Below are 18,274 nucleotides of genomic sequence, written 5' to 3' on the forward strand. Positions count from 1 at the left end.
GCGCCTTGCGCCATCTTAAAACTGCAGGAACGAAAGTCATGGAACTCGATATCAAGGGGATTATGGAGCGTCTGCCGCATCGTTATCCGATGCTGCTGATCGACCGCGTGCTGGAAATGGTGCCGGGGAAATCCATTGTCGCCATCAAAAACGTTTCCATTAATGAGCCGTTTTTTACCGGCCATTTTCCGCACCATCCGGTCATGCCCGGAGTCCTGATCGTGGAGGCCATGGCGCAGGCGTCGGCGCTGTTTTCGTTCACGGATGAAAATGGCGGCCTGAAATGCGAAGGCGGCAAGACGGCGTATTATCTTGTGGGTATCGACGGCGCGCGTTTCCGCCGTCCGGTGGTGCCGGGCGACCAATTGCGCATCGAGGTCGAGGCGGAGCGCCTGAGCCGCACGATCTGCAAGTATCAGGGCCGTGCCCTGGTCGATGGCCAACTGGTGGCCGAGGCCAAACTCATGTGCGCCGTTCGCAGCCTGGAAGAGTAAATGTCCGCAAACATCCATCCCACCGCAGTCGTTGATCCGGCCGCCCGTATCGATAGCTCAGTCATTATCGGGCCTTACAGTGTGGTGGGGCCGGACGTGACGATCGGCGCAGGTACCGAAATCGGTCCGCATTGTGTCATCGATGGCGTGACGACCATCGGTCGCGATAATCGTTTCTATCGTTTCTGCTCCATCGGCGGCATGCCGCAGGACAAGAAATATGCCGGCGAGCCTACCCGGCTGGTGATCGGCGATCGCAATACGGTGCGTGAGTTCACCACGTTCAATACCGGCACCGTCCAGGATGGCGGCGCCACCACGGTGGGCGACGACAACTGGATCATGGCCTACGTGCACATTGCGCATGACTGCCATATCGCCAGCAATACCATCCTGGCCAATGCCGTGCAGCTGGGCGGTCACGTGCACGTGGGCGATTTCGCCATCGTGGGCGGCCTGACCGGCGTGCACCAGTTCTCCAAGATCGGGGCGCACAGCATGACCGGGGGCAACAGTTCGCTGATGCAGGACGCGCCGCCGTTCATGCTGAGCGCGGGCAATCCTTGCCGTCCGGTCGGCATCAATGTCGAAGGGCTCAAGCGTCGGGGTTTTTCGCCGGCCAGTCTTTCGGCGCTGCGCGAAGCCTACAAAATCCTCTATCGCCGTGGGTTGACCCTGGATCAGGCGCGTGAAGCCTTGCGCGAGCGCCAGCAACAGGAGCCCGAGGTGGCAGGGCCGCTGCAGGTCATCCTTGATTTCCTGGACGCCTCCAACCGAGGCATCATCCGCCCATGACGCTATCCATCGGGATGGTGGCCGGCGAGCCTTCGGGCGATCTGCTGGCCGGGCGCATCATCGGCGGCCTGCAGGCGCGCGCCGCCGATCTGCATACCGCCGGCATTGGCGGGCCGCAGATGCAGGCGCGTGGATTCGAGGCCTGGCATCCGATGCACGCCCTGAGCGTGTTCGGCTACGTCGATGCGCTCAAGCGTCTGCCCAGCCTGCTGTCCATTTATCGCAATACCCGCGACCGCTTCCTGGCTGAGCGCCCCGCAGCCTTCGTGGGCATCGATGCGCCGGACTTCAATCTGCGGCTGGAGCTGCAGATGCGGCAGGCCGGCATTCCCACGGTGCATTTCGTGGGGCCGTCGATCTGGGCCTGGCGTTACGAGCGCATCCACAAGATCCGGGCTGCGGTGTCCCACATGCTGGTGCTTTTTCCCTTCGAGGAAGAGATCTACCGCAAGGAAGGGATCCCGGTGACCTATGTCGGCCATCCGCTGGCCGGTGTCATACCGATGCAGCCGGATCGTGCGGCGGCGCGCCGCCGGCTCGGCCTGCAGCCCGATGAGCGGGTGCTGGCGATCCTGCCGGGCAGCCGTTCCTCAGAAATCCGCATTCTGGCGCCCCGCTTCCTGCAGGCGGCCGCGCTGCTGCGCCAGCGTGATCCGACCTTGCGTTGCGTGGTGCCCATGGTCAACGCGCAGCGCAAGGCCGAATTCGAACAGATCCTGGCGCAACATCCGGTGCCGGGCCTGCGTTGCGTGACTGCCGAACAGGAGCCGGGCGGCACGCCGGTGGCCTGGAGCGTCATGGAGGCGGCCGACGCCGTGCTGGTCGCCAGCGGTACCGCGACGCTCGAGACGGCGCTGTTCAAGCGCCCCATGGTGATTTCCTATGTGCTGTCGCCGTGGATGCGGCGCATCATGGCCTGGAAGTCCGGCCAGCAGCGGCCATATCTGCCGTGGGTGGGCTTGCCCAACGTACTGCTCAAGGACTTCGCCGTTCCCGAGTTGCTGCAGGACGACGCCACGCCCGAAAAACTGGCCGAGGCGTGCTGGACGTCCCTGACCGATGCGGCCGGCGCGGCCCGCATCGAGGCACGCTTCACGGCGCTGCACCAGGAGCTGCTGCGCGATACGCCGACGCTGGCGGCCCAGGCCATCCTGGAGGTTGCGCATGGACCAGCCTGACCTCTTTGGCGAAATCATTCCGGCCGGCGCGGATGTCGCCGGCGTCGATGAGGCGGGCCGCGGGCCCTTGGCCGGCGCCGTTTATGCGGCGGCCGTGATCCTCGACCCCTCGCGGCCGATCGCCGGGCTGGCCGACTCCAAGGCCCTCAAGGCGCAGACGCGCGAAGCGCTGGCTGCCGAGATCAAGGCCCATGCGCTCAGCTGGTGCATCGCCAGCGCCAGCGTCGCGGAGATCGACAGCATGAATATCCTGCGCGCCACCATGCTGGCCATGCAGCGTGCGGTCCAGGGGTTGGCGCAGGCGCCCAGGGTGGCGCTGGTCGATGGCAATCAGGCGCCCCATCTGGCCTGCACGGTACAGACTGTCATCAAGGGCGATGCAAAGGTGCCGGCGATCTCGGCCGCCTCCATCCTCGCCAAGACAGCGCGCGATGCCGATCTGCTGCGTCTGCATGCCGAGTATCCGCAATATGCCTTTGACCAGCACAAAGGCTACGGTACGGCCTTGCATCTGAGCCGTCTGCGCGAACACGGTCCGTGTCCCGAGCACCGGCGCAGCTTTGCCCCCATCAAAGCCTTCGGCCAGGCCGCATGAAACTGATTTCCTCGCGAGACAATCCGGCCGTCAAGGCCTTGTACCGGCTGGCCGAACAGGCCGGGCGGCGCGGACAGGCAGTGCTGCTGGAAGGCGTGCATCTGTGCCAGGCGTGGCTGCAGCGCCATGGCGCTCCCGATCAGGCCGTGTTCGATGCGGCGCGGCTGGAGCGCCCGGAACTGGCGGCCCTGGCCGCCCAGGTGCCCGAGGCGCGCTGCCTGGCGCTGGAATCGCGTCTGATGCGTGGGCTGGGCAGCGTCGAGGCCGACCAGGGCGTCGCCTTCGTGGTGCAGCCGCCGGTGGCAGTCTTGCCGGCGCGCATCGAAGACAATTGCGTGCTGATCGACCGCATCCAGGATCCCGGCAATGTCGGCACCTTGCTGCGCACCTGCGCGGCCGCCGGCGTCCGCTCGGTCTATCTGGCGCCTGGCAGCGCCTCGGCCTGGTCGCCCAAGGTGCTGCGCAGCGGGCAGGGCGCGCATTTCGCGCTTACCCTGCATGAGCAGGTCGATCTGCATGCCCTGATCGACCGTCTGGCGGTGCCGTTGGCGGTCACCACCCTGGAAGATGCCCAAAGTCTGTTTGGCGCGCCCCTGCCGGCGGCGCTGGCCTGGGTGTTCGGCCACGAAGGGCAGGGCGTCGATGCCGCGCTGCAGGCGCGCGCGCAGTGGCGACTGCACATCCCGCATGACGCGCAGGCGGTGGAATCGCTCAATGTGGGAGCGGCCGCGGCGGTCTGTCTGTTCGAGCAGCGCCGCCAGCGTATGACGGCCCCCTGAGCGGGGGCCGCGTGCCTTACAGATCCAGCCCCACTTCCTGAAGTACGGTCGTGGCGATTTCTTCGATCGACTTGGTGGTGGTGGACAGCCACGGGATGCCTTCGCGTCGCATCATGCGTTCTGCCTCGGCGACTTCGTAGCGGCATTGTTCCAGCTTGGCATAGCTGCTGTTGGGTCGACGCTCGTTGCGCACCTCGGCCAGACGTTCCGGCTGGATCGACAGGCCGAACAGCTTGTCGCGGTAGGGCGCGATGGTCTTGGGAAGGGTGCCGCGCTCGAAGTCATCGGGCGTGAGCGGGAAGTTGGCCGCCTTGATGGCGTACTGCATGGCCAGATAGAGGCTGGTGGGGGTTTTGCCGCAACGCGACACGCCCACCAGGATAACCTCGGCCTGGTCCAGCTGGTTGATGAATTGGCCGTCGTCGTGGGCCAGGCTGAAGTTGATGGCATCGATGCGGGTGCGGTAGCGCTCCGAGTCCACCGCCATGTGCGAACGGCCGATGGAATGGCTGGATTTCTGGCCCAGCGCCTGTTCGATATGGCTGACGAAAGTACCGAAAAGATCCAGGAAAATGCCGTTGGCCTGGCGCACGCGAGCCAGGATTTCAGGATGAACCAGGGTGCTGAAGACGATGGGCGGCACGCCGGTTTCCTCGGCGTTGCGGTTGATGCGCGCCGCAGTATCCTCGGCTTTCTGGAGGGTGTCGATGTAGGGCAGCCGGATGGGCTTGAATTCGACCTGGTCGAATTGCGAAAGCACTGATTGGCTGAAGGTTTCGGCGGTGATGCCGGTACTATCGGAGACGATATAAACAGTGCGGACGATCGGGCTAGTGCTCATATGTAAAAAATTCCAACCATGGACAGGCCTAAGAGGACCCGAGCGGGTACAATCACAGCCCTGAAAAAGAGTCACCCCAAGGGCGCCGAGGCCAGTTTGGCCAGCACAGGTTTTCTGTTCTGACCAAACTCGCTTTCTTCCATTGTAAAAGGTGACTTCAATGTCGTATGTGGTTAGTTTCGAGCAGCTCCGCATGACGGACGTGGACTCGGTAGGGGGTAAGAACGCATCGCTAGGTGAAATGATCAGTCAGCTGTCTGGCGCGGGCGTCCGCGTTCCGGGCGGCTTTGCCACGACTGCAGAAGCCTTTCGCGATTTTCTGACCGCCTCGGGCCTGGACAAGCGCATCGCCGATCGCCTGGCGACGCTCAACCCCGAAGACGTGCGTGAGCTGGCTGCCGCCGGTGCCGAGATCCGTCAATGGATCGTCGATGCGCCGTTCTCGGCCAAGTTCGAGGAGTCCATCCGCGAAGCCTTCGCCAAGCTGGATGCCGACGGCAAGGGTTCCTTCGCCGTGCGCTCGTCGGCCACCGCCGAAGACCTGCCCGACGCTTCGTTCGCCGGCCAGCAGGAAACCTTCCTGAACGTGGTGGGCATCGACGACGTGCTGGACAAGATCCGCCACGTGTTTGCCTCGCTCTACAACGACCGCGCCATCTCCTATCGCGTGCACAAGGGCTATGCCCACGCCGAAGTCGCTTTGTCGGCCGGCGTGCAGCGCATGGTGCGTTCCGACAAGGGCAGCGCCGGCGTGATGTTCACCATCGACACCGAGTCGGGTTTCGAAGAAGTCGTGTTCATCACCTCGTCGTACGGCCTGGGCGAAACCGTCGTGCAGGGCGCCGTCAACCCGGACGAGTTCTACGTCTTCAAGGGCGCGCTGGAGCGCGGCCACTACCCGATCCTGAGCCGCCGCATCGGCTCCAAGCTGATCAAGATGGAATTCGACCCGGAGCGTCCGGAAGGCCGCGCCGTGCGTACGGTCGATGTGCCGGTCTCCGAGCGCAACCGTTACTCGCTCACCGACGAAGAAGTCATCGAGCTGGCCCGCTACGCGGTCATCATCGAGAAGCACTACCAGCGCCCGATGGACATCGAGTGGGGCCGTGACGGCATCGACGGCAAGATCTACATCCTGCAGGCGCGTCCGGAAACCGTGAAGTCGCAGCAGTCGAGCAATGACGTGCAGTTGCGCTACCGCCTGAAGGCCACCGGCGAGGTGCTGATCACCGGCCGTGCCATCGGCCAGAAGATCGGTTCGGGCCCGGTGCGCATCGTGGGCGACGTCTCCGAAATGGACAAGGTGCAGCCGGGCGACGTGCTGGTCACCGACATGACCGACCCCAACTGGGAGCCGGTGATGAAGCGTGCCTCGGCCATCGTTACCAACCGTGGCGGGCGTACCTGCCACGCCGCCATCATCGCGCGCGAACTGGGCATCCCGGCCGTGGTCGGCTGCGGCGAAGCCACCGATGTGCTCAAGGAAGGCCAGCCGGTGACGGTGTCCTGCGCCGAGGGCGACGAAGGCCGCATCTATGACGGCCTGATCGAGACCGAAGTCGAGGAAGTGCGCCGTGGCGCCATGCCCCCGATCGACGTCAAGATCATGATGAACGTGGGCAATCCGCAGCTGGCTTTCGACTTCGCGCAGATTCCCAATGCCGGTGTGGGCCTGGCCCGCCTGGAATTCATCATCAACAACAACATCGGCATTCACCCGAAGGCCGTGCTTGACTACCCGAACGTCGACGCCGAGCTCAAGCAGGCGGTCGAGTCGGCCGCCCGTGGCCACGCCGGCCCGCGCGCTTTCTTCGTCGACAAGCTGGCCGAAGGCGTGGCGACCATCGGCGCGGCCTTCTGGCCGCAACCCGTCATCGTGCGCATGTCGGACTTCAAGTCCAACGAATACCGCAAGCTGGTGGGCGGTTCGCGCTATGAGCCCGAGGAAGAGAACCCGATGCTGGGCTTCCGCGGCGCGTCGCGTTATATCGCCGAGGACTTCGCCGAGTGCTTCCGCATGGAATGCGAGGCCCTCAAGAAGGTGCGCGACGAGATGGGCCTGACCAACGTCGAGATCATGGTGCCCTTCGTCCGTACGGTCGGCCAGGCCAAGCGCGTGGTCGAGCTGTTGGCGGCCCATGGCCTGAAACGCGGCGAGAACGGCCTGCGTCTGGTCATGATGTGCGAAGTGCCGTCCAACGCCATTCTGGCCGAGCAGTTCCTCGAGTACTTCGACGGCTTCTCGATCGGCTCCAACGACATGACCCAGCTGACCCTGGGCCTGGACCGCGACTCCGGCATGGAGCTGCTGGCGGCCGACTTCGATGAGCGTGACGAGGCCGTCAAGTTCATGCTGCGCCGTGCCATCCAGGCTTGCCTGTCGGCAGGCAAGTACGTCGGCATCTGCGGCCAGGGCCCCAGCGACCATCCCGACTTTGCCGATTGGCTCAAGGCCGAAGGCATTCTGTCGATGTCGCTGAACCCCGATACGGTGGTCGATACCTGGCAGCGTCTGGCCAAGAACTGAGGCCGGGCGATGTCAGCAGGCATGGGCGGCGCCGCCCATGCCGCCGAAAACGGCAGGAGCGATCCTGCCGTTTCTTTTTAGGCGGGGTCGGATCATGCAGGGCCGCAGCGAAGGGGGCAGGCGAAAGCCGTGCCGCCGGGCCCCAGTGTCCGTACAATCGTGGAATCGACTTTCCGGAGGCAGCTATGTGGATCTGGTTTGGCCTGGCGGCGCTCGCCCTTATCGGCGAGGTGGCCTCGGGTACGTTCTATCTGCTGCTGGTGGCCCTGGGCCTGGCAGCAGGCGGCCTGGCGTCCTGGGCCGGTCTGATGTTCGAGTGGCAGTTGCTCGCCTGCGCAGGGGTGGCGGTGCTGGGCCTGCTGTTGCTGCGTCGTCGCGGCATCCTGAAAAAGCGCGAGATCGACGCCTCGCGCAATGCCGATGTCAATCTGGATATCGGCCAGACCGTCATGGTGCAGACGTGGTCGCCCGAGGGGCGCACACGCGTGCAGTATCGGGGTGCGCAATGGCAGGCGCAGCTGGCCGCGGGCCAGCCGCAGGCCGGCGGCCTGCATGTGATCACGGCCATCCGGGGCGCAGTGCTGGTGCTGGCGCCCAAATCCGAAGCCGCGCGCTGAGCGTGCGGCCCGTTCATCTTCAGTAGGGGGAATCATGCAGTTCGACACATCTACCACGGCCCTGGTGGTCATCGTCGTCCTGGCGTTGCTGGTGGTCATCAAGGCCATCGCGATCGTGCCGCAGCAACACGCCTGGGTGGTCGAACGCCTGGGCAAGTTCGACCGCGTCCTGTCGCCGGGCGCCGGCTTCGTCATTCCGTTCATCGAGCGGGTGGCCTACAAGCATTCGCTCAAGGAAATCCCGCTGGACGTTCCCAGCCAGGTTTGCATCACGCGCGACAACACGCAGCTGCAGGTCGACGGCGTGCTGTATTTCCAGGTGACCGATCCGATGCGTGCTTCGTACGGCGCGTCCAACTATATTTCCGCCATCACGCAACTGGCCCAGACCACGCTGCGTTCGGTGATCGGCAAACTTGAGCTCGACCGCACCTTCGAAGAGCGCGATTTCATCAATACCACCATCGTGGCGTCGCTGGACGAGGCGGCCCTGAACTGGGGAGTGAAGGTGCTGCGCTACGAGATCAAGGATCTGACGCCGCCCAATGAGATTCTGCGTGCCATGCAGGCGCAGATCACGGCAGAGCGTGAAAAGCGCGCCCTGATCGCCGCTTCCGAAGGCCGCCGCCAGGAGCAGATCAACATCGCCACCGGCGAGCGCGAGGCCGCGATTGCCCGCTCCGAGGGAGAGAAGCAGGCGCAGATCAACAAGGCCCAGGGTGAGGCGGCCGCGGTGCTGGCGATTGCCGAAGCCACGGCCAAGGCCATTACGCAGGTCGGCGATGCGGTGCAGCAGCCGGGCGGGATGCAAGCGGTCAACCTGAAGGTGGCCGAGCGTTATGTCGATGCCTTCGGCGCGGTAGCCAAGGAGGGCAACACCCTCATCCTGCCGTCCAATCTGTCGGATGTGGGCGGCCTGGTGGCTTCGGCCATGACCATCGTCAAGGGTACCCAGGGCACGCGCGCCTGAGCACGGAAAGGGCGCGCCAGGCGGCGCGCCCGATGCCGGACTCAGCCGTCGCGGCGGCGGGTATCGTGCTTCATGATGCGTTCACGCTCGCGTTCCCAGTCTTTCTCGCGGGCGGTGTCACGCTTGTCGTAGAGCTTCTTGCCCCGGCCCAGGGCAAAATCCAGCTTGATGCGGCCATTCTTGTAGTGCAGGTTCAGCGGCACGAGCGTGAAGCCGCGCTGCTCGACCTTGCCGATCAGTTTGTGGATTTCCTCGGCCTTGAGCAACAGCTTGCGCGTGCGCATGGCGTCGGGATGGATATGGGTTGAGGCGGTGGCCAGCGGGCTTACATGCATGCCCAGCAGGTATAGTTCACCGTCGCGTACGATGACGTAGCTCTCTTTGAGTTGGACGCGACCGGCGCGGATCGCCTTCACTTCCCAGCCTTCGAGCACAATGCCGGCTTCGTAGCGATCCTCGATGAAATAGTCGTGCGTGGCCTTGCGGTTGTCGATAATGCTCATAGACGCAATGAATGGGGCACGTGATGCCGGTAAAATCCGATCATTCTAGCCATTTGCGGTAGGCGATGCACAAAGTACAACGTTCCGTCCTGGTTCCTTATAGCGCGGCCCAGATGTTTGACCTGGTGGCCGAGGTGGAAAAGTACCCGGAATTCATGCCATGGTGCGGCGGCGCCGAAGTCCAGACCCGTGATGAACACGGGATGCAGGCTTCGGTGATGATCAGCTTTGCGGGAATGAAGCAGCGCTTCACCACCCGCAATACGCATGATTATCCCCATCGCATCGATCTTCAACTGGTGGACGGCCCATTTTCCAGCCTGGTGGGCCATTGGGTGTTCGAGCCGCTGGCCGAGGACGCCTGCAAGGTGCTGTTCACCATGGAGTATGCCTTCTCCAATCGGGCGCTTGAGATGGTGGTCGGCCCGGTGTTCAACCGAATCGCCACCAGTTTCATCGAGTCCTTTACCAAGCGGGCCCAGCAGGTCTATGGCGAATGAACTGACTGTCTCGGTCTGTTATGCACGCCCGCCGCAGGCGGGTGGCATCTGGGAGCGCACCCTGCAGTTGCCCGGCGGCGCCACGCTGGAACAGGCTCTGCAGGCCAGCGGCTTTGCCCAGGCGTTCGGCGGGCAGGATCCCTGGCAGCACGGGGCAGGGGTGTTCGGCCGGCGTGCCGGGCCGCAGACGCGCCTGCGTGATGGCGACCGGGTGGAAATCTACCGCGCCCTGAGCTTCGACCCGAAAGAGTCGCGCCGCCGGCGCGACGCGCACCGTCGCGCGCGCATCGCCGAGACGGGCGGACGCGTGCGTCCGGCGGGACTGCTCTAGCCGCTTCATTTTGCATTGCAGCAATGTCGCCGTCGAGACAAGCTGGCGGCGCAAGCTGGCTTATCATCGCTCAGTTGTTTACGTTTACGTTAACGTCATGCCAAAATGGCTGACGCCAGGTTCCGGATGCCGGCGCAGGCTGGCCCGAACCGTACCGACAAAAACAGGAGACAGGCTGTGGATCTCGAACTCAACGACGAACAGCGGGCGTTTGCGCAAGCCGCGCGCGATTATGCGCAGGGCGTGCTGGCGCCGCACGCTGCCCAGTGGGATGCAGAAGGGATTTTTCCGCGCGAGGCGTTTGCCAGCGCCGGCGAGCTGGGTTTTTGCGCCATCTATGCCAATGAAAGCATCGGCGGGCTCGGTCTGCCGCGTCTGGATGCCACGCTGGTCTTCGAGGAGATGGCCGCTGTCGATCCTTCCACCACGGCCTTTCTCACCATCCACAACATGGCTACCTGGATGGTCGGGCAGTGGGGCGGCGAGGCGCTGCGCGCCGAGTGGGGCGAGGCCCTGGCCAGCGGGCAGAAACTGGCCTCCTACTGCCTGACCGAACCCAATGCCGGCTCGGATGCCGGATCGCTCACCACACGTGCCGAGCGCGATGGCGACGCCTTCGTGCTCAACGGCGCCAAGGCCTTCATCTCGGGCGGCGGCGACACCGACCTGCTGGTGGTCATGGCGCGCACCGGCGGCCCCGGCCCCAATGGCGTGTCGGCCTTTGCCGTGCCGGCCGACGCCGCCGGCATCACCTATGGCCGCAAGGAAGAGAAAATGGGCTGGAACAGCCAGTCCACCCGTCCAATCACTTTCGAGAACGTCCGGGTGCCGGCAGCCAATATGCTGGGCGCCGAGGGCGAGGGTTTCAAGATCGCCATGAAGGGCCTGGATGGCGGACGCATCAACATCGCCACCTGCTCGGTAGGCGCGGCCCAGGGGGCGCTGGATGCGGCGCGCCGCTACATGGACGAACGACGCCAGTTCAATCGCAAGCTGTCCGAGTTCCAGGCTTTGCAGTTCAAGCTGGCCGACATGGCCACCCACCTGGTGGCGGCGCGCCAGATGGTGCGGCTGGCCGCCTGCAAGCTCGATGGCGGCTCGCCCGATGCCAGCACCTATTGCGCCATGGCCAAGCGCTTCGCCACGGACATGGGCTTCCAGATCTGCCTGGACGCGCAGCAGATCCATGGCGGGTATGGGTATTTGCGTGACTATCCGCTGGAGCGTCTGGTGCGCGATACTCGTGTACACCAGATTCTGGAGGGCACCAACGAGATCATGCGCGTGATCGTGGCCCGCCAGTTGCTCGACAAGGGAGCGGATATCCGATGAGTGACGCAGTATTGTTCGAAGAGCGTGTCGCCGACAATGGCGCGCGCCTGGGCGTAGCCACGCTGAATGCGCCCCAGACCCTCAATGGCCTGTCGCTGGAAATGGTGGATCTGCTCGATGAGCGCCTGCAGGCCTGGGCGCGCGATCCTGCCATCGCCGTGGTGATCCTGCAGGGCGCGGGCGGCAAGGCCTTCTGCGCCGGGGGCGATCTGCACGGTCTGTACGCCAGCATGCGCGAGCACCAGGGGCAGGGCCCTTGGGCCAATCCCTATGCGCGCGACTTCTTCGAGCGTGAATACCGCCTGGACTACCGCATCCACACGTATTCCAAACCCTTGCTGTGCTGGGGCCACGGGATCGTGATGGGCGGCGGCATGGGCCTGATGATGGGCGCCAGCCATCGCGTGGTCAGCGAGACCTCGCGCATGGCCATGCCCGAGATCACCATCGGCCTGTTTCCGGATGTGGGCGGCAACTGGTTGCTCAACCGCATGCCTGGGCGCAGCGGGCTGTTCCTTGCCCTGACTGGCGCCAACGTCAATACGTCGGACGCCTTTTTTGCGGGCATTGCCGACTTCCGCCTGGATTCGGCCGACTGGCCGGCATTCTGCGAAGATCTGTTGCGCCAGCCCTGGGCCGCCCAGCCGGGCGGGCCGGGCAGCGGCAATCTGGCGCCGCGCTCGATCAATGACGGCCTGCTGCGCCAGGCGCTGCTGGCCCGCGAGCCGGCCACGCCGCTGGAGCCGGGGCCGCTGCGTCAGCATGCCTTTCTGATCAACAGCCTGTGCGGCTCGAATCGCCTCGAAGAGGTCTATGGCGAGATCGCCACGCTCAAGGATCATGACGATCCGTGGCTGGCGCGCGCGGCCTCGACCATGCTGGCAGGCGCGCCGGGCTCGGCCCGCCTGGCTTTCGCCCTGTTGCAGCACACCCGCATGCGCTCGCTGGGCGACGTATTCCGGGCCGAGTATGTAGCGGTGCTGGCCAGCGTCGCCGAGGGCGACTTCCAGGAAGGGATACGCGCCTTGCTGATCGACAAGGACAGGCAGCCGCGCTGGCGGCCGGCCACGTTGGCCGAGGCCGACGAGGCCTGGGTTCAGCGCTTCTTCCAGGAGCCATGGCCGCAAGGCACGCCGCATCCGCTGGCGGATCTGGGGCAGGGCATCTGAACCGGGCGGGCGAGCGCCCGCCGACTTCCATTTTCAAACAAGAAGCAGGAGACAGGCGTCATGAGCAGTATTGCATTCATTGGGCTGGGCAACATGGGCGCGCCGATGGCGCTGAACCTGGTCAAGGCCGGCCACGCGCTTACCGTGTTCGATCTGAGCCCCAACGCCGTGCGCCAGCTGACCGACGCCGGCGCGCGTGCGGCCGGCTCGGCCGCCGACGCGGTCAAGGGCGCAGACATCGTCATCACCATGCTGCCCGCCAGCAAGCATGTCGAAGGGGTCTACCTGGAGCAGGATCTGCTGGGCCAGATCGGCGCCGGCACCCTGGTGATCGATTGCAGCACCATTGCGCCCGATTCGGCCCGCAAAGTGGCTCAGGCCGCCCAGGCGCGCGGCCTGGAAATGATCGATGCGCCGGTGTCGGGAGGCACGGGCGGCGCGGCCGCCGGCACGCTGACCTTCATCGTGGGCGGCCCGCAGGCGGCGCTGGAGCGCGCCCGTCCGGTGCTGGAGAAGATGGGCAAGAACATCTTCCATGCCGGGGATGCGGGTGCGGGCCAGGTCGCCAAGATCTGCAACAACATGCTCCTGGGCATCCTGATGGCCGGCACGGCCGAGGCGCTCGCGTTGGGCGTGGCCAACGGCCTGGACCCCAAGGTGCTGTCGGACATCGTCGCCAAGAGCTCCGGGCGCAACTGGGCCACCGAACTGTACAACCCGTGGCCCGGCGTGATGGAACATGCCCCGGCGTCCAAGGGCTATGCGGGCGGTTTCGGCGTGGACCTCATGCTCAAGGATCTGGGGCTGGCCGCCGAATCGGCGCTCAGCTCGCGCAGCGCCATTCCCCTGGGTGAGCTGGCGCGCAACCTTTACAGCCTGCACAGCAACGGCGGCAGCGGCGGGCTGGACTTCTCCAGCATCGTCAACCTCTACGCCAGCGAGCGCGACTGAGCATGCGCGCGTCGTGCCCTGCAACGGGGCGCGGCGCGCCGGGCGCATCGGGCCTGCGGGCCGCCCGGACCAATACTTAAACCCGATGCGCACCAGAGGAATTCGCATTTACGAGATGCGGCCCCATATCTATCGCGAATAGGTCAAGCCTCCTATACTTGATGCGACTTGTATCAGGAGGACACATGCCCGCCGCCAGTCATCACCGTATTTTCCGAGCCAATTGGTTGCGCGCTGCCGTGCTGGGCGCCAATGATGGGATCGTGTCGACCGCGAGCCTGATCACCGGCGTGGCCGCGGCACAGTCCTCGCCGATGGTGATCCTGACCTCGGGGGTGGCGGCGCTGGTCGCCGGCGCCTTGTCGATGGCGGCAGGCGAGTACGTGTCGGTGCATTCCCAGGCCGACATCGAGGCCGCCGATCTGCGCATGGAACAGCGCTCGCTCAAGGTCAACTCGGCCAGCGAGCTGCAGGAGCTGACGGACATCTATACCGAGCGCGGCGTGGAGCCCGCCCTGGCGCGCCAGGTGGCCGAACAGTTGACGCGCCATGACGCGCTGGATGCGCATGCGCGCGATGAGCTTGGCATTTCCGCCTACAACCGCGCCCAGCCGGTGCAGGCTGCGCTGGCCTCGGCGGCCTCATTCGCGGCCGGCGCGGCTTTGCCGCTCGCCGTGGCCGTGAGCGTGCCGGTGCACGGCGTGATTCCCTGGGTGATCGGCGCCTCGGTCACCGGTTTGTGCATTCTTGGCGCCGTGGCCGCCCGCACCGGCGGCGCGCCGATGGGGCGCGCTGCCTTGCGGGTCGGGGTGCTGGGCGCTTTGGCAATGGCGCTGACCGCCGGGGTCGGCGCCTTGTTCGACGTATCTGTCTGAAGACCGTCAGTTGATGGCGTAGGGCAGCGCTTGCAGCGTGATGGCCGGGCCATCCGCTGCGCCGACGCGCAACTGGCCGGCCGGCAGCGCCGCCAGCGTGGTTTCGAACAGCAGCCAGGCTTGCTCGCCGGCGCCGGCGGCATCGACCACGCGGCCGACCGGCTCGCCGCCTTCCTGGGCTGCGTCATAGACGTCGGTGCCCGGGGCCGCTGCGGGCAGGGCGGTGGTGCCCAGGGCCATGCGGCGCTTGACGGTGCCGCGGTAATGGCTGCGTGCGACGACTTCCTGGCCCGGATAACAGCCTTTGGTGAAACTGACGCCGTCGATCAGTTCGAGGTTGACGGTCTGGGGAATGAACAGATCCTGGGTGGCGGCACTGATCCAGGGCAGGCCGGCGGCCAGGTCGGCGGCCTGCCAGCTTTGTTCGTCGCCGTGTGACAGACGGGCGGCGAGCGCGGCGCCATGGCTGGCCAGCTGCTCGGGGCTGGCGATCCACCACCAGCGGCGTTGGGCGCCGGGGGCGGCGATCCAGGTGCCGCTGGGCAGCTCGGCCAGGGCCCATGGCGCGGTCGGCAGGTCGCCGCCGGCTGCCTGGGCAAGCGCCGGGATGTCTTCGGCCTGGGCGCTGATGCCGGCCACGGCCAGCTCAGGCAGGCTGAACTTCACCTTGGCGCGCAGCACGAACATGGACAGACGCTTGAGCAGGCTCTCGGCCAGGTCGGCGCGCACCAGCGCGCGCCAGCCTTCGGGTTGCCCGCGCCACATCACCAGGGTGGCCAGCAGACGGCCTTTGGCCGTGCAGTAGCCGGCGAAACGGGCGGCATCAGGCGGCAGGCCGGTGACGTCCTGGGTCAACTGACCGTGCAGAAAGGCGAGGGTATCGTCGCCGCTGGCGGCCAGCACGCGCAACCCGGGCAGGGCCGCGAAGCGGGCGGAACCCGGCGTGCCGGAGGGAATCGAATCTGACAAAGGATGCATGGCGCAGGAACTTGAAGGCAGGCGGCGCGCCGCAGGGCGCGCCAGGGGTCAACAAAACTCCGATGATACCCGCCCGGCATGCCCTTAGGCAGCGTCCCGGCAGCGACGTGCGGCGGCGCGATCCATTACACTGCGCACTCTTATGAAAAAACGTTTTGGTTTCTATTTCCTGCTGCTGGCCTTGATCGCCGTGCTGGCGGCCGCCATCGCGGCCGGCGGCGCCTGGTATTGGGTCAACAAACCCATGCAGCTGTCCGCCGACCGGGTCGATTTCGTGGTTGATCCGGGCGCCACGCCGCGCGCGATCGCGCGCACCCTGAACGAGGCCGGCGTGCCGGTCTGGGAACCCGGTTTCGTATGGCTGGCCCGTCTGTCCGAGCGCGACAAGCTGATCAAGGCCGGCGGCTACCAGGCCATCAATGGCGACAGCCCCTGGCTGTTGCTCGAACGGCTGGCGCGCGGCGACATGTCGCAACGCCAGATCACCTTTCCGGAGGGCTGGACCTACCGGCAGATCCGCCTGGCGCTGCGCGAGCATCCGGACGTCAAGCAGACGCTTGGCGAGGTCAGCGATGCGCAGCTGCTGCAGCGCCTGGGTTCGACGCATACCTCCCCCGAAGGCTTGTTCTTCCCGGACACCTATGTGTTCACGCCGGGCAGCACCGATTACGATATCCTGCGCCGCGCCTACCAGGAGGGGCAGCGCGTGTTGCAGCAGGCCTGGGAGCAGCGCCAGCCCGACCTGCCGTTCACCACGCCCTACGAGGCCTTGATCATGGCGTCCATCATCGAGAAGGAAACCGGCCACGGCCCGGAGCGGGGGCGCATTTCCGGGGTATTCAGCAACCGCCTGCGCCTGGGCATGCTGCTGCAGACCGACCCCACCGTGATCTACGGCATGGGCGACGCCTATCAGGGCCGCATCCGCCGGCGCGACCTGCAGACCGATACGCCCTGGAATACCTATACGCGCCCGGGCCTGCCGCCCACGCCTATTGCTTCGCCCGGACGGGCGGCCTTGCTGGCGGCGGTGCAGCCGGAGCGGCACAAGTTTCTGTATTTCGTTTCGCGCGGCAATGGCACCAGCGAGTTCTCCGTCAATCTGTCGGAACACAACCGCAACGTGGCGCGCTACATTCTCGGGCAAGGGCAAAGCAAATGACCGGACGTTTCATAACCCTGGAAGGTGTCGACGGGGCGGGCAAGAGCACCCATATCGAATGGCTGGTGCAGACTTTGCGCGCCCACGGACTGGACGTGGTCTCGACCCGCGAGCCGGGCGGCACGCCGCTGGGCGAACGTCTGCGCACCTTGCTGCTGTCCGAGCCCATGGGCCTGGACACCGAGACGCTGCTGATGTTTGCGGCCCGCTGCGAACACGTGCAGCAGGTCATCGCGCCGGCGCTGGCGCGAGGTGCCTGGGTCGTCTGCGACCGCTATACGGATGCCACCTACGCCTACCAGGGGGGCGGCCGGGAACTCGGTGCGGCCCGCGTGGCCGCGCTGGAGCAATGGCTGCAACCGGCCCTGCGTCCGGACCTCACCTGGCTGTTCGACGTGCCGCTTGAGGTGGCGCGTGCGCGCATGGCCGGCGAGCGTCAGCTTGACCGCTTCGAGCAGGAAGGCCAGGCCTTCTTCGAGCGTACCCGCCAGGCCTATCACGCCCGCGTGCAGGCTGACCCCGAACGTATCCATGTCATCGACGCCAGCCAGCCGCTGGCGGCCGTGCGTGCCGCCCTGGAGGCGGATCTGCAACGCTTTCTGGCCGGCGCGGCATGAGCCTGGTTCCGTTTCCCCCCTGGCATCTCGCGACGGCGCAGCAGTGGCTGGGCCAACGCGAACGCTTTGCGCATGCCTGGCTGGTTCACGGCGCGGCCGGCATCGGCAAACTGGATTTCGCGGCGGCCGCCGCGGCCAGCCTGTTATGCGAGTCGCCACAACAGGGATTGGCCTGTGGTCAGTGCGCCGCCTGCACCTGGGTCGCCAGCGGCAATCACCCGGATCTGCGGCGTATCCGCCCGGACGCCGTGGCCGACCAGGAAGGGCAGGCCAACGCCGAGGCGTCAACCGAGGCTGACGATGCGCCGGCCGGCGGCAGCGCCAAGAAAACCCTCTCCAAGGAAATCCGTATCGACCAGATCCGCGCTCTGGAGTCCTGGTTCAATACGGCCACCCACCGGGGCGGCTGGCGCGTGGCGCTGGTTTATCCGGCTCAGGCACTGAACGTGATTTCCGCCAACGCCTTGCTCAAGGTGCTGGAGGAGCCGCCGCCGCATACTGTTTTCCTATTGGTGGCCGACGCCCCGGACCGCCTGCTGCCGACGCTGGTGTCGCGCTGCCGTCGTTTGCCGCTGGCCATGCCCGACCGCCAGACGGCCCTGCAATGGCTGCAGGCGCAGGGCGTGGCGCAGGGCGAAGACTGGCTGGCCGCCGCGGGCGGCGCGCCGCTGGCTGCACGCCGCCAGGCTGCCCAGGCAGACAGCCCCGTGCCGGGCTGGCTCGCGAGCCTGCTCAAGGGGTTGGCCGAGGGCGCGTCCACCGACGTGGGCACGCTGGCCGAAACCCTCGAGAAAATGCCGGCAGCCGAATGGCTCGACGCCTTGCTGCGGGCCTTCACGGACCTCAATCTGGCGGCCCATGGCGCGCCGGTGCGTTATTTTCCCAGCCTGGCGCAGGCCGCAGGCGCCGTCGCGGCCCGCGCGCAGCCCGGGCGGCTGGCGGAAACGGCACGCTGGCTGCTGCGCCAGCGCGCGCTGGCCGGGCATCCGCTCAATGGCAAATTGTTCGCTCACTCGGCCTTGCAGCGCGTGGTGCTATCCTGCCAGGCATAGCCGTCTAT

Annotated in this window: 20 protein-coding genes; 17 read left to right on the plus strand and 3 right to left on the minus strand. The window is 66.0% G+C overall.

The window, feature by feature from the left end:
* The first annotated feature begins 38 nt into the window (after nucleotides 1–38).
* Genes fabZ through A7V84_RS00845 form a run of 5 tightly spaced genes read left to right on the plus strand, consistent with a single transcriptional unit; the run spans nucleotide 39 to nucleotide 3,841 of the window.
* Nucleotides 39–494 carry a 3-hydroxyacyl-ACP dehydratase FabZ gene (fabZ, locus tag A7V84_RS00825; protein ID WP_025515967.1) on the plus strand — a complete coding sequence of 152 codons (456 nt, stop codon included), beginning with the start codon at nucleotides 39–41 and terminating at the stop codon, nucleotides 492–494.
* Nucleotides 495–1,289 (plus strand): acyl-ACP--UDP-N-acetylglucosamine O-acyltransferase, encoded by a 795-nt coding sequence (gene lpxA, locus A7V84_RS00830; RefSeq protein ID WP_033534755.1) that lies wholly within the window; start codon nucleotides 495–497, stop codon nucleotides 1,287–1,289.
* Nucleotides 1,286–2,467 (plus strand): lipid-A-disaccharide synthase, encoded by a 1,182-nt coding sequence (gene lpxB / locus A7V84_RS00835; RefSeq protein ID WP_025515970.1) that lies wholly within the window; start codon nucleotides 1,286–1,288, stop codon nucleotides 2,465–2,467. The genes lpxA and lpxB overlap by 4 nt, the downstream gene beginning before the upstream one ends.
* A complete protein-coding gene (rnhB, locus tag A7V84_RS00840; protein ID WP_025515971.1) occupies nucleotides 2,454–3,062 on the plus strand; it encodes a ribonuclease HII in 609 nt (202 codons plus the stop codon). Before lpxB ends, rnhB begins: the two co-directional genes overlap by 14 nt.
* On the plus strand, nucleotides 3,059–3,841 hold the full coding sequence (locus tag A7V84_RS00845) for a TrmH family RNA methyltransferase (RefSeq protein ID WP_025515973.1): 783 nt from the start codon (nucleotides 3,059–3,061) through the stop codon (nucleotides 3,839–3,841). Before rnhB ends, A7V84_RS00845 begins: the two co-directional genes overlap by 4 nt.
* Before the next feature lie 16 nt (nucleotides 3,842–3,857).
* Here A7V84_RS00845 and ppsR read toward each other — a convergent pair whose 3' ends face one another.
* Nucleotides 3,858–4,682, minus strand: coding sequence for a posphoenolpyruvate synthetase regulatory kinase/phosphorylase PpsR (gene ppsR, locus A7V84_RS00850; RefSeq protein ID WP_025515975.1), 825 nt, complete (start codon nucleotides 4,680–4,682; stop codon nucleotides 3,858–3,860).
* Between the two features lie 160 nt (nucleotides 4,683–4,842).
* On the opposite strand from ppsR, the gene ppsA reads away from it, so the two are divergent.
* The 3 genes from ppsA to A7V84_RS00865 all read left to right on the plus strand — a co-directional run bounded on the left by ppsA (nucleotide 4,843) and on the right by A7V84_RS00865 (nucleotide 8,796).
* Complete coding sequence (gene ppsA, locus A7V84_RS00855) at nucleotides 4,843–7,209, plus strand: phosphoenolpyruvate synthase (RefSeq protein ID WP_025515977.1); 2,367 nt, start codon at nucleotides 4,843–4,845, stop codon at nucleotides 7,207–7,209.
* A gap of 185 nt (nucleotides 7,210–7,394) precedes the next feature.
* Nucleotides 7,395–7,826, plus strand: a complete 432-nt coding sequence (locus A7V84_RS00860; RefSeq protein WP_025515979.1) for an NfeD family protein — start codon at nucleotides 7,395–7,397, stop codon at nucleotides 7,824–7,826.
* Nucleotides 7,827–7,860: 34 nt separating this feature from the next.
* On the plus strand, nucleotides 7,861–8,796 hold the full coding sequence (locus A7V84_RS00865; RefSeq protein ID WP_025515980.1) for an SPFH domain-containing protein: 936 nt from the start codon (nucleotides 7,861–7,863) through the stop codon (nucleotides 8,794–8,796).
* 41 nt (nucleotides 8,797–8,837) lie between these two features.
* Here the strand turns inward: A7V84_RS00865 and smpB are convergent, their stop codons facing one another.
* Nucleotides 8,838–9,299: an SsrA-binding protein SmpB gene (gene smpB / locus A7V84_RS00870; protein WP_025515983.1), complete on the minus strand. Its 462-nt coding sequence runs from the start codon at nucleotides 9,297–9,299 to the stop codon at nucleotides 8,838–8,840.
* A 65-nt stretch (nucleotides 9,300–9,364) separates the two neighbouring features.
* Between smpB and A7V84_RS00875 the strand changes: the two genes are divergently transcribed.
* The 6 genes from A7V84_RS00875 (at nucleotide 9,365) to A7V84_RS00900 (ending at nucleotide 14,457) form a co-directional block, all read left to right on the plus strand.
* On the plus strand, nucleotides 9,365–9,799 hold the full coding sequence (locus A7V84_RS00875) for a type II toxin-antitoxin system RatA family toxin (protein ID WP_025515986.1): 435 nt from the start codon (nucleotides 9,365–9,367) through the stop codon (nucleotides 9,797–9,799).
* Nucleotides 9,789–10,130 carry an RnfH family protein gene (locus A7V84_RS00880; RefSeq protein ID WP_063492308.1) on the plus strand — a complete coding sequence of 114 codons (342 nt, stop codon included), beginning with the start codon at nucleotides 9,789–9,791 and terminating at the stop codon, nucleotides 10,128–10,130. The genes A7V84_RS00875 and A7V84_RS00880 overlap by 11 nt, the downstream gene beginning before the upstream one ends.
* 177 nt (nucleotides 10,131–10,307) lie before the next feature.
* The gene (locus tag A7V84_RS00885) at nucleotides 10,308–11,462 is read left to right on the plus strand and encodes an acyl-CoA dehydrogenase family protein (RefSeq protein ID WP_025515989.1); all 1,155 of its coding nucleotides are present in this window, start codon (nucleotides 10,308–10,310) and stop codon (nucleotides 11,460–11,462) included.
* Nucleotides 11,459–12,631 (plus strand): enoyl-CoA hydratase/isomerase family protein, encoded by a 1,173-nt coding sequence (locus A7V84_RS00890; protein ID WP_025515990.1) that lies wholly within the window; start codon nucleotides 11,459–11,461, stop codon nucleotides 12,629–12,631. Before A7V84_RS00885 ends, A7V84_RS00890 begins: the two co-directional genes overlap by 4 nt.
* Before the next feature lie 60 nt (nucleotides 12,632–12,691).
* Entirely contained in the window at nucleotides 12,692–13,582 is an 891-nt protein-coding gene (gene mmsB / locus A7V84_RS00895; RefSeq protein ID WP_063492307.1) for a 3-hydroxyisobutyrate dehydrogenase, read from the plus strand.
* A gap of 185 nt (nucleotides 13,583–13,767) precedes the next feature.
* Nucleotides 13,768–14,457 (plus strand): VIT1/CCC1 transporter family protein, encoded by a 690-nt coding sequence (locus A7V84_RS00900; protein WP_025515993.1) that lies wholly within the window; start codon nucleotides 13,768–13,770, stop codon nucleotides 14,455–14,457.
* 6 nt (nucleotides 14,458–14,463) lie between these two features.
* On the opposite strand, the gene ygfZ is transcribed toward A7V84_RS00900, so the two are convergent.
* Nucleotides 14,464–15,435, minus strand: a complete 972-nt coding sequence (gene ygfZ, locus A7V84_RS00905) for a CAF17-like 4Fe-4S cluster assembly/insertion protein YgfZ (protein ID WP_063492306.1) — start codon at nucleotides 15,433–15,435, stop codon at nucleotides 14,464–14,466.
* A 142-nt stretch (nucleotides 15,436–15,577) separates the two neighbouring features.
* Here ygfZ and mltG point away from each other — a divergent pair, with 142 nt between their 5' ends.
* The 3 genes from mltG to holB are packed head-to-tail and all read left to right on the plus strand — an operon-like array spanning nucleotide 15,578 to nucleotide 18,266.
* Complete coding sequence (mltG, locus tag A7V84_RS00910; protein ID WP_025515996.1) at nucleotides 15,578–16,597, plus strand: endolytic transglycosylase MltG; 1,020 nt, start codon at nucleotides 15,578–15,580, stop codon at nucleotides 16,595–16,597.
* Nucleotides 16,594–17,214, plus strand: coding sequence for a dTMP kinase (gene tmk / locus A7V84_RS00915; RefSeq protein WP_025515998.1), 621 nt, complete (start codon nucleotides 16,594–16,596; stop codon nucleotides 17,212–17,214). The genes mltG and tmk overlap by 4 nt, the downstream gene beginning before the upstream one ends.
* Nucleotides 17,211–18,266, plus strand: coding sequence for a DNA polymerase III subunit delta' (gene holB / locus A7V84_RS00920; protein ID WP_033534747.1), 1,056 nt, complete (start codon nucleotides 17,211–17,213; stop codon nucleotides 18,264–18,266). The genes tmk and holB overlap by 4 nt, the downstream gene beginning before the upstream one ends.
* Nucleotides 18,267–18,274 lie beyond the last annotated feature (8 nt).

The sequence above is a fragment of the Bordetella trematum genome (assembly GCF_900078335.1).
GTDB classification, from domain to species: domain Bacteria; phylum Pseudomonadota; class Gammaproteobacteria; order Burkholderiales; family Burkholderiaceae_B; genus Bordetella; species Bordetella trematum.

What these genes read in the sequence shown, in the direction of transcription:
- A7V84_RS00890 (WP_025515990.1), top strand. Translation starts at nt 11,459, where the DNA reads ATGAGTGACGCAGTATTGTTCGAAGAGCGTGTCGCCGACAATGGCGCG.
- ppsA (WP_025515977.1), top strand. Translation starts at nt 4,843, where the DNA reads ATGTCGTATGTGGTTAGTTTCGAGCAGCTCCGCATGACGGACGTGGAC.
- mltG (WP_025515996.1), top strand. Translation starts at nt 15,578, where the DNA reads ATGAAAAAACGTTTTGGTTTCTATTTCCTGCTGCTGGCCTTGATCGCC.
- holB (WP_033534747.1), top strand. Translation starts at nt 17,211, where the DNA reads ATGAGCCTGGTTCCGTTTCCCCCCTGGCATCTCGCGACGGCGCAGCAG.
- A7V84_RS00875 (WP_025515986.1), top strand. Translation starts at nt 9,365, where the DNA reads ATGCACAAAGTACAACGTTCCGTCCTGGTTCCTTATAGCGCGGCCCAG.
- smpB (WP_025515983.1), bottom strand. Translation starts at nt 9,299, where the DNA reads ATGAGCATTATCGACAACCGCAAGGCCACGCACGACTATTTCATCGAG.
- A7V84_RS00865 (WP_025515980.1), top strand. Translation starts at nt 7,861, where the DNA reads ATGCAGTTCGACACATCTACCACGGCCCTGGTGGTCATCGTCGTCCTG.
- A7V84_RS00845 (WP_025515973.1), top strand. Translation starts at nt 3,059, where the DNA reads ATGAAACTGATTTCCTCGCGAGACAATCCGGCCGTCAAGGCCTTGTAC.
- fabZ (WP_025515967.1), top strand. Translation starts at nt 39, where the DNA reads ATGGAACTCGATATCAAGGGGATTATGGAGCGTCTGCCGCATCGTTAT.
- A7V84_RS00880 (WP_063492308.1), top strand. Translation starts at nt 9,789, where the DNA reads ATGGCGAATGAACTGACTGTCTCGGTCTGTTATGCACGCCCGCCGCAG.
- mmsB (WP_063492307.1), top strand. Translation starts at nt 12,692, where the DNA reads ATGAGCAGTATTGCATTCATTGGGCTGGGCAACATGGGCGCGCCGATG.
- A7V84_RS00860 (WP_025515979.1), top strand. Translation starts at nt 7,395, where the DNA reads ATGTGGATCTGGTTTGGCCTGGCGGCGCTCGCCCTTATCGGCGAGGTG.
- ppsR (WP_025515975.1), bottom strand. Translation starts at nt 4,682, where the DNA reads ATGAGCACTAGCCCGATCGTCCGCACTGTTTATATCGTCTCCGATAGT.
- lpxA (WP_033534755.1), top strand. Translation starts at nt 495, where the DNA reads ATGTCCGCAAACATCCATCCCACCGCAGTCGTTGATCCGGCCGCCCGT.
- lpxB (WP_025515970.1), top strand. Translation starts at nt 1,286, where the DNA reads ATGACGCTATCCATCGGGATGGTGGCCGGCGAGCCTTCGGGCGATCTG.
- tmk (WP_025515998.1), top strand. Translation starts at nt 16,594, where the DNA reads ATGACCGGACGTTTCATAACCCTGGAAGGTGTCGACGGGGCGGGCAAG.
- A7V84_RS00900 (WP_025515993.1), top strand. Translation starts at nt 13,768, where the DNA reads ATGCCCGCCGCCAGTCATCACCGTATTTTCCGAGCCAATTGGTTGCGC.
- rnhB (WP_025515971.1), top strand. Translation starts at nt 2,454, where the DNA reads ATGGACCAGCCTGACCTCTTTGGCGAAATCATTCCGGCCGGCGCGGAT.
- ygfZ (WP_063492306.1), bottom strand. Translation starts at nt 15,435, where the DNA reads ATGCATCCTTTGTCAGATTCGATTCCCTCCGGCACGCCGGGTTCCGCC.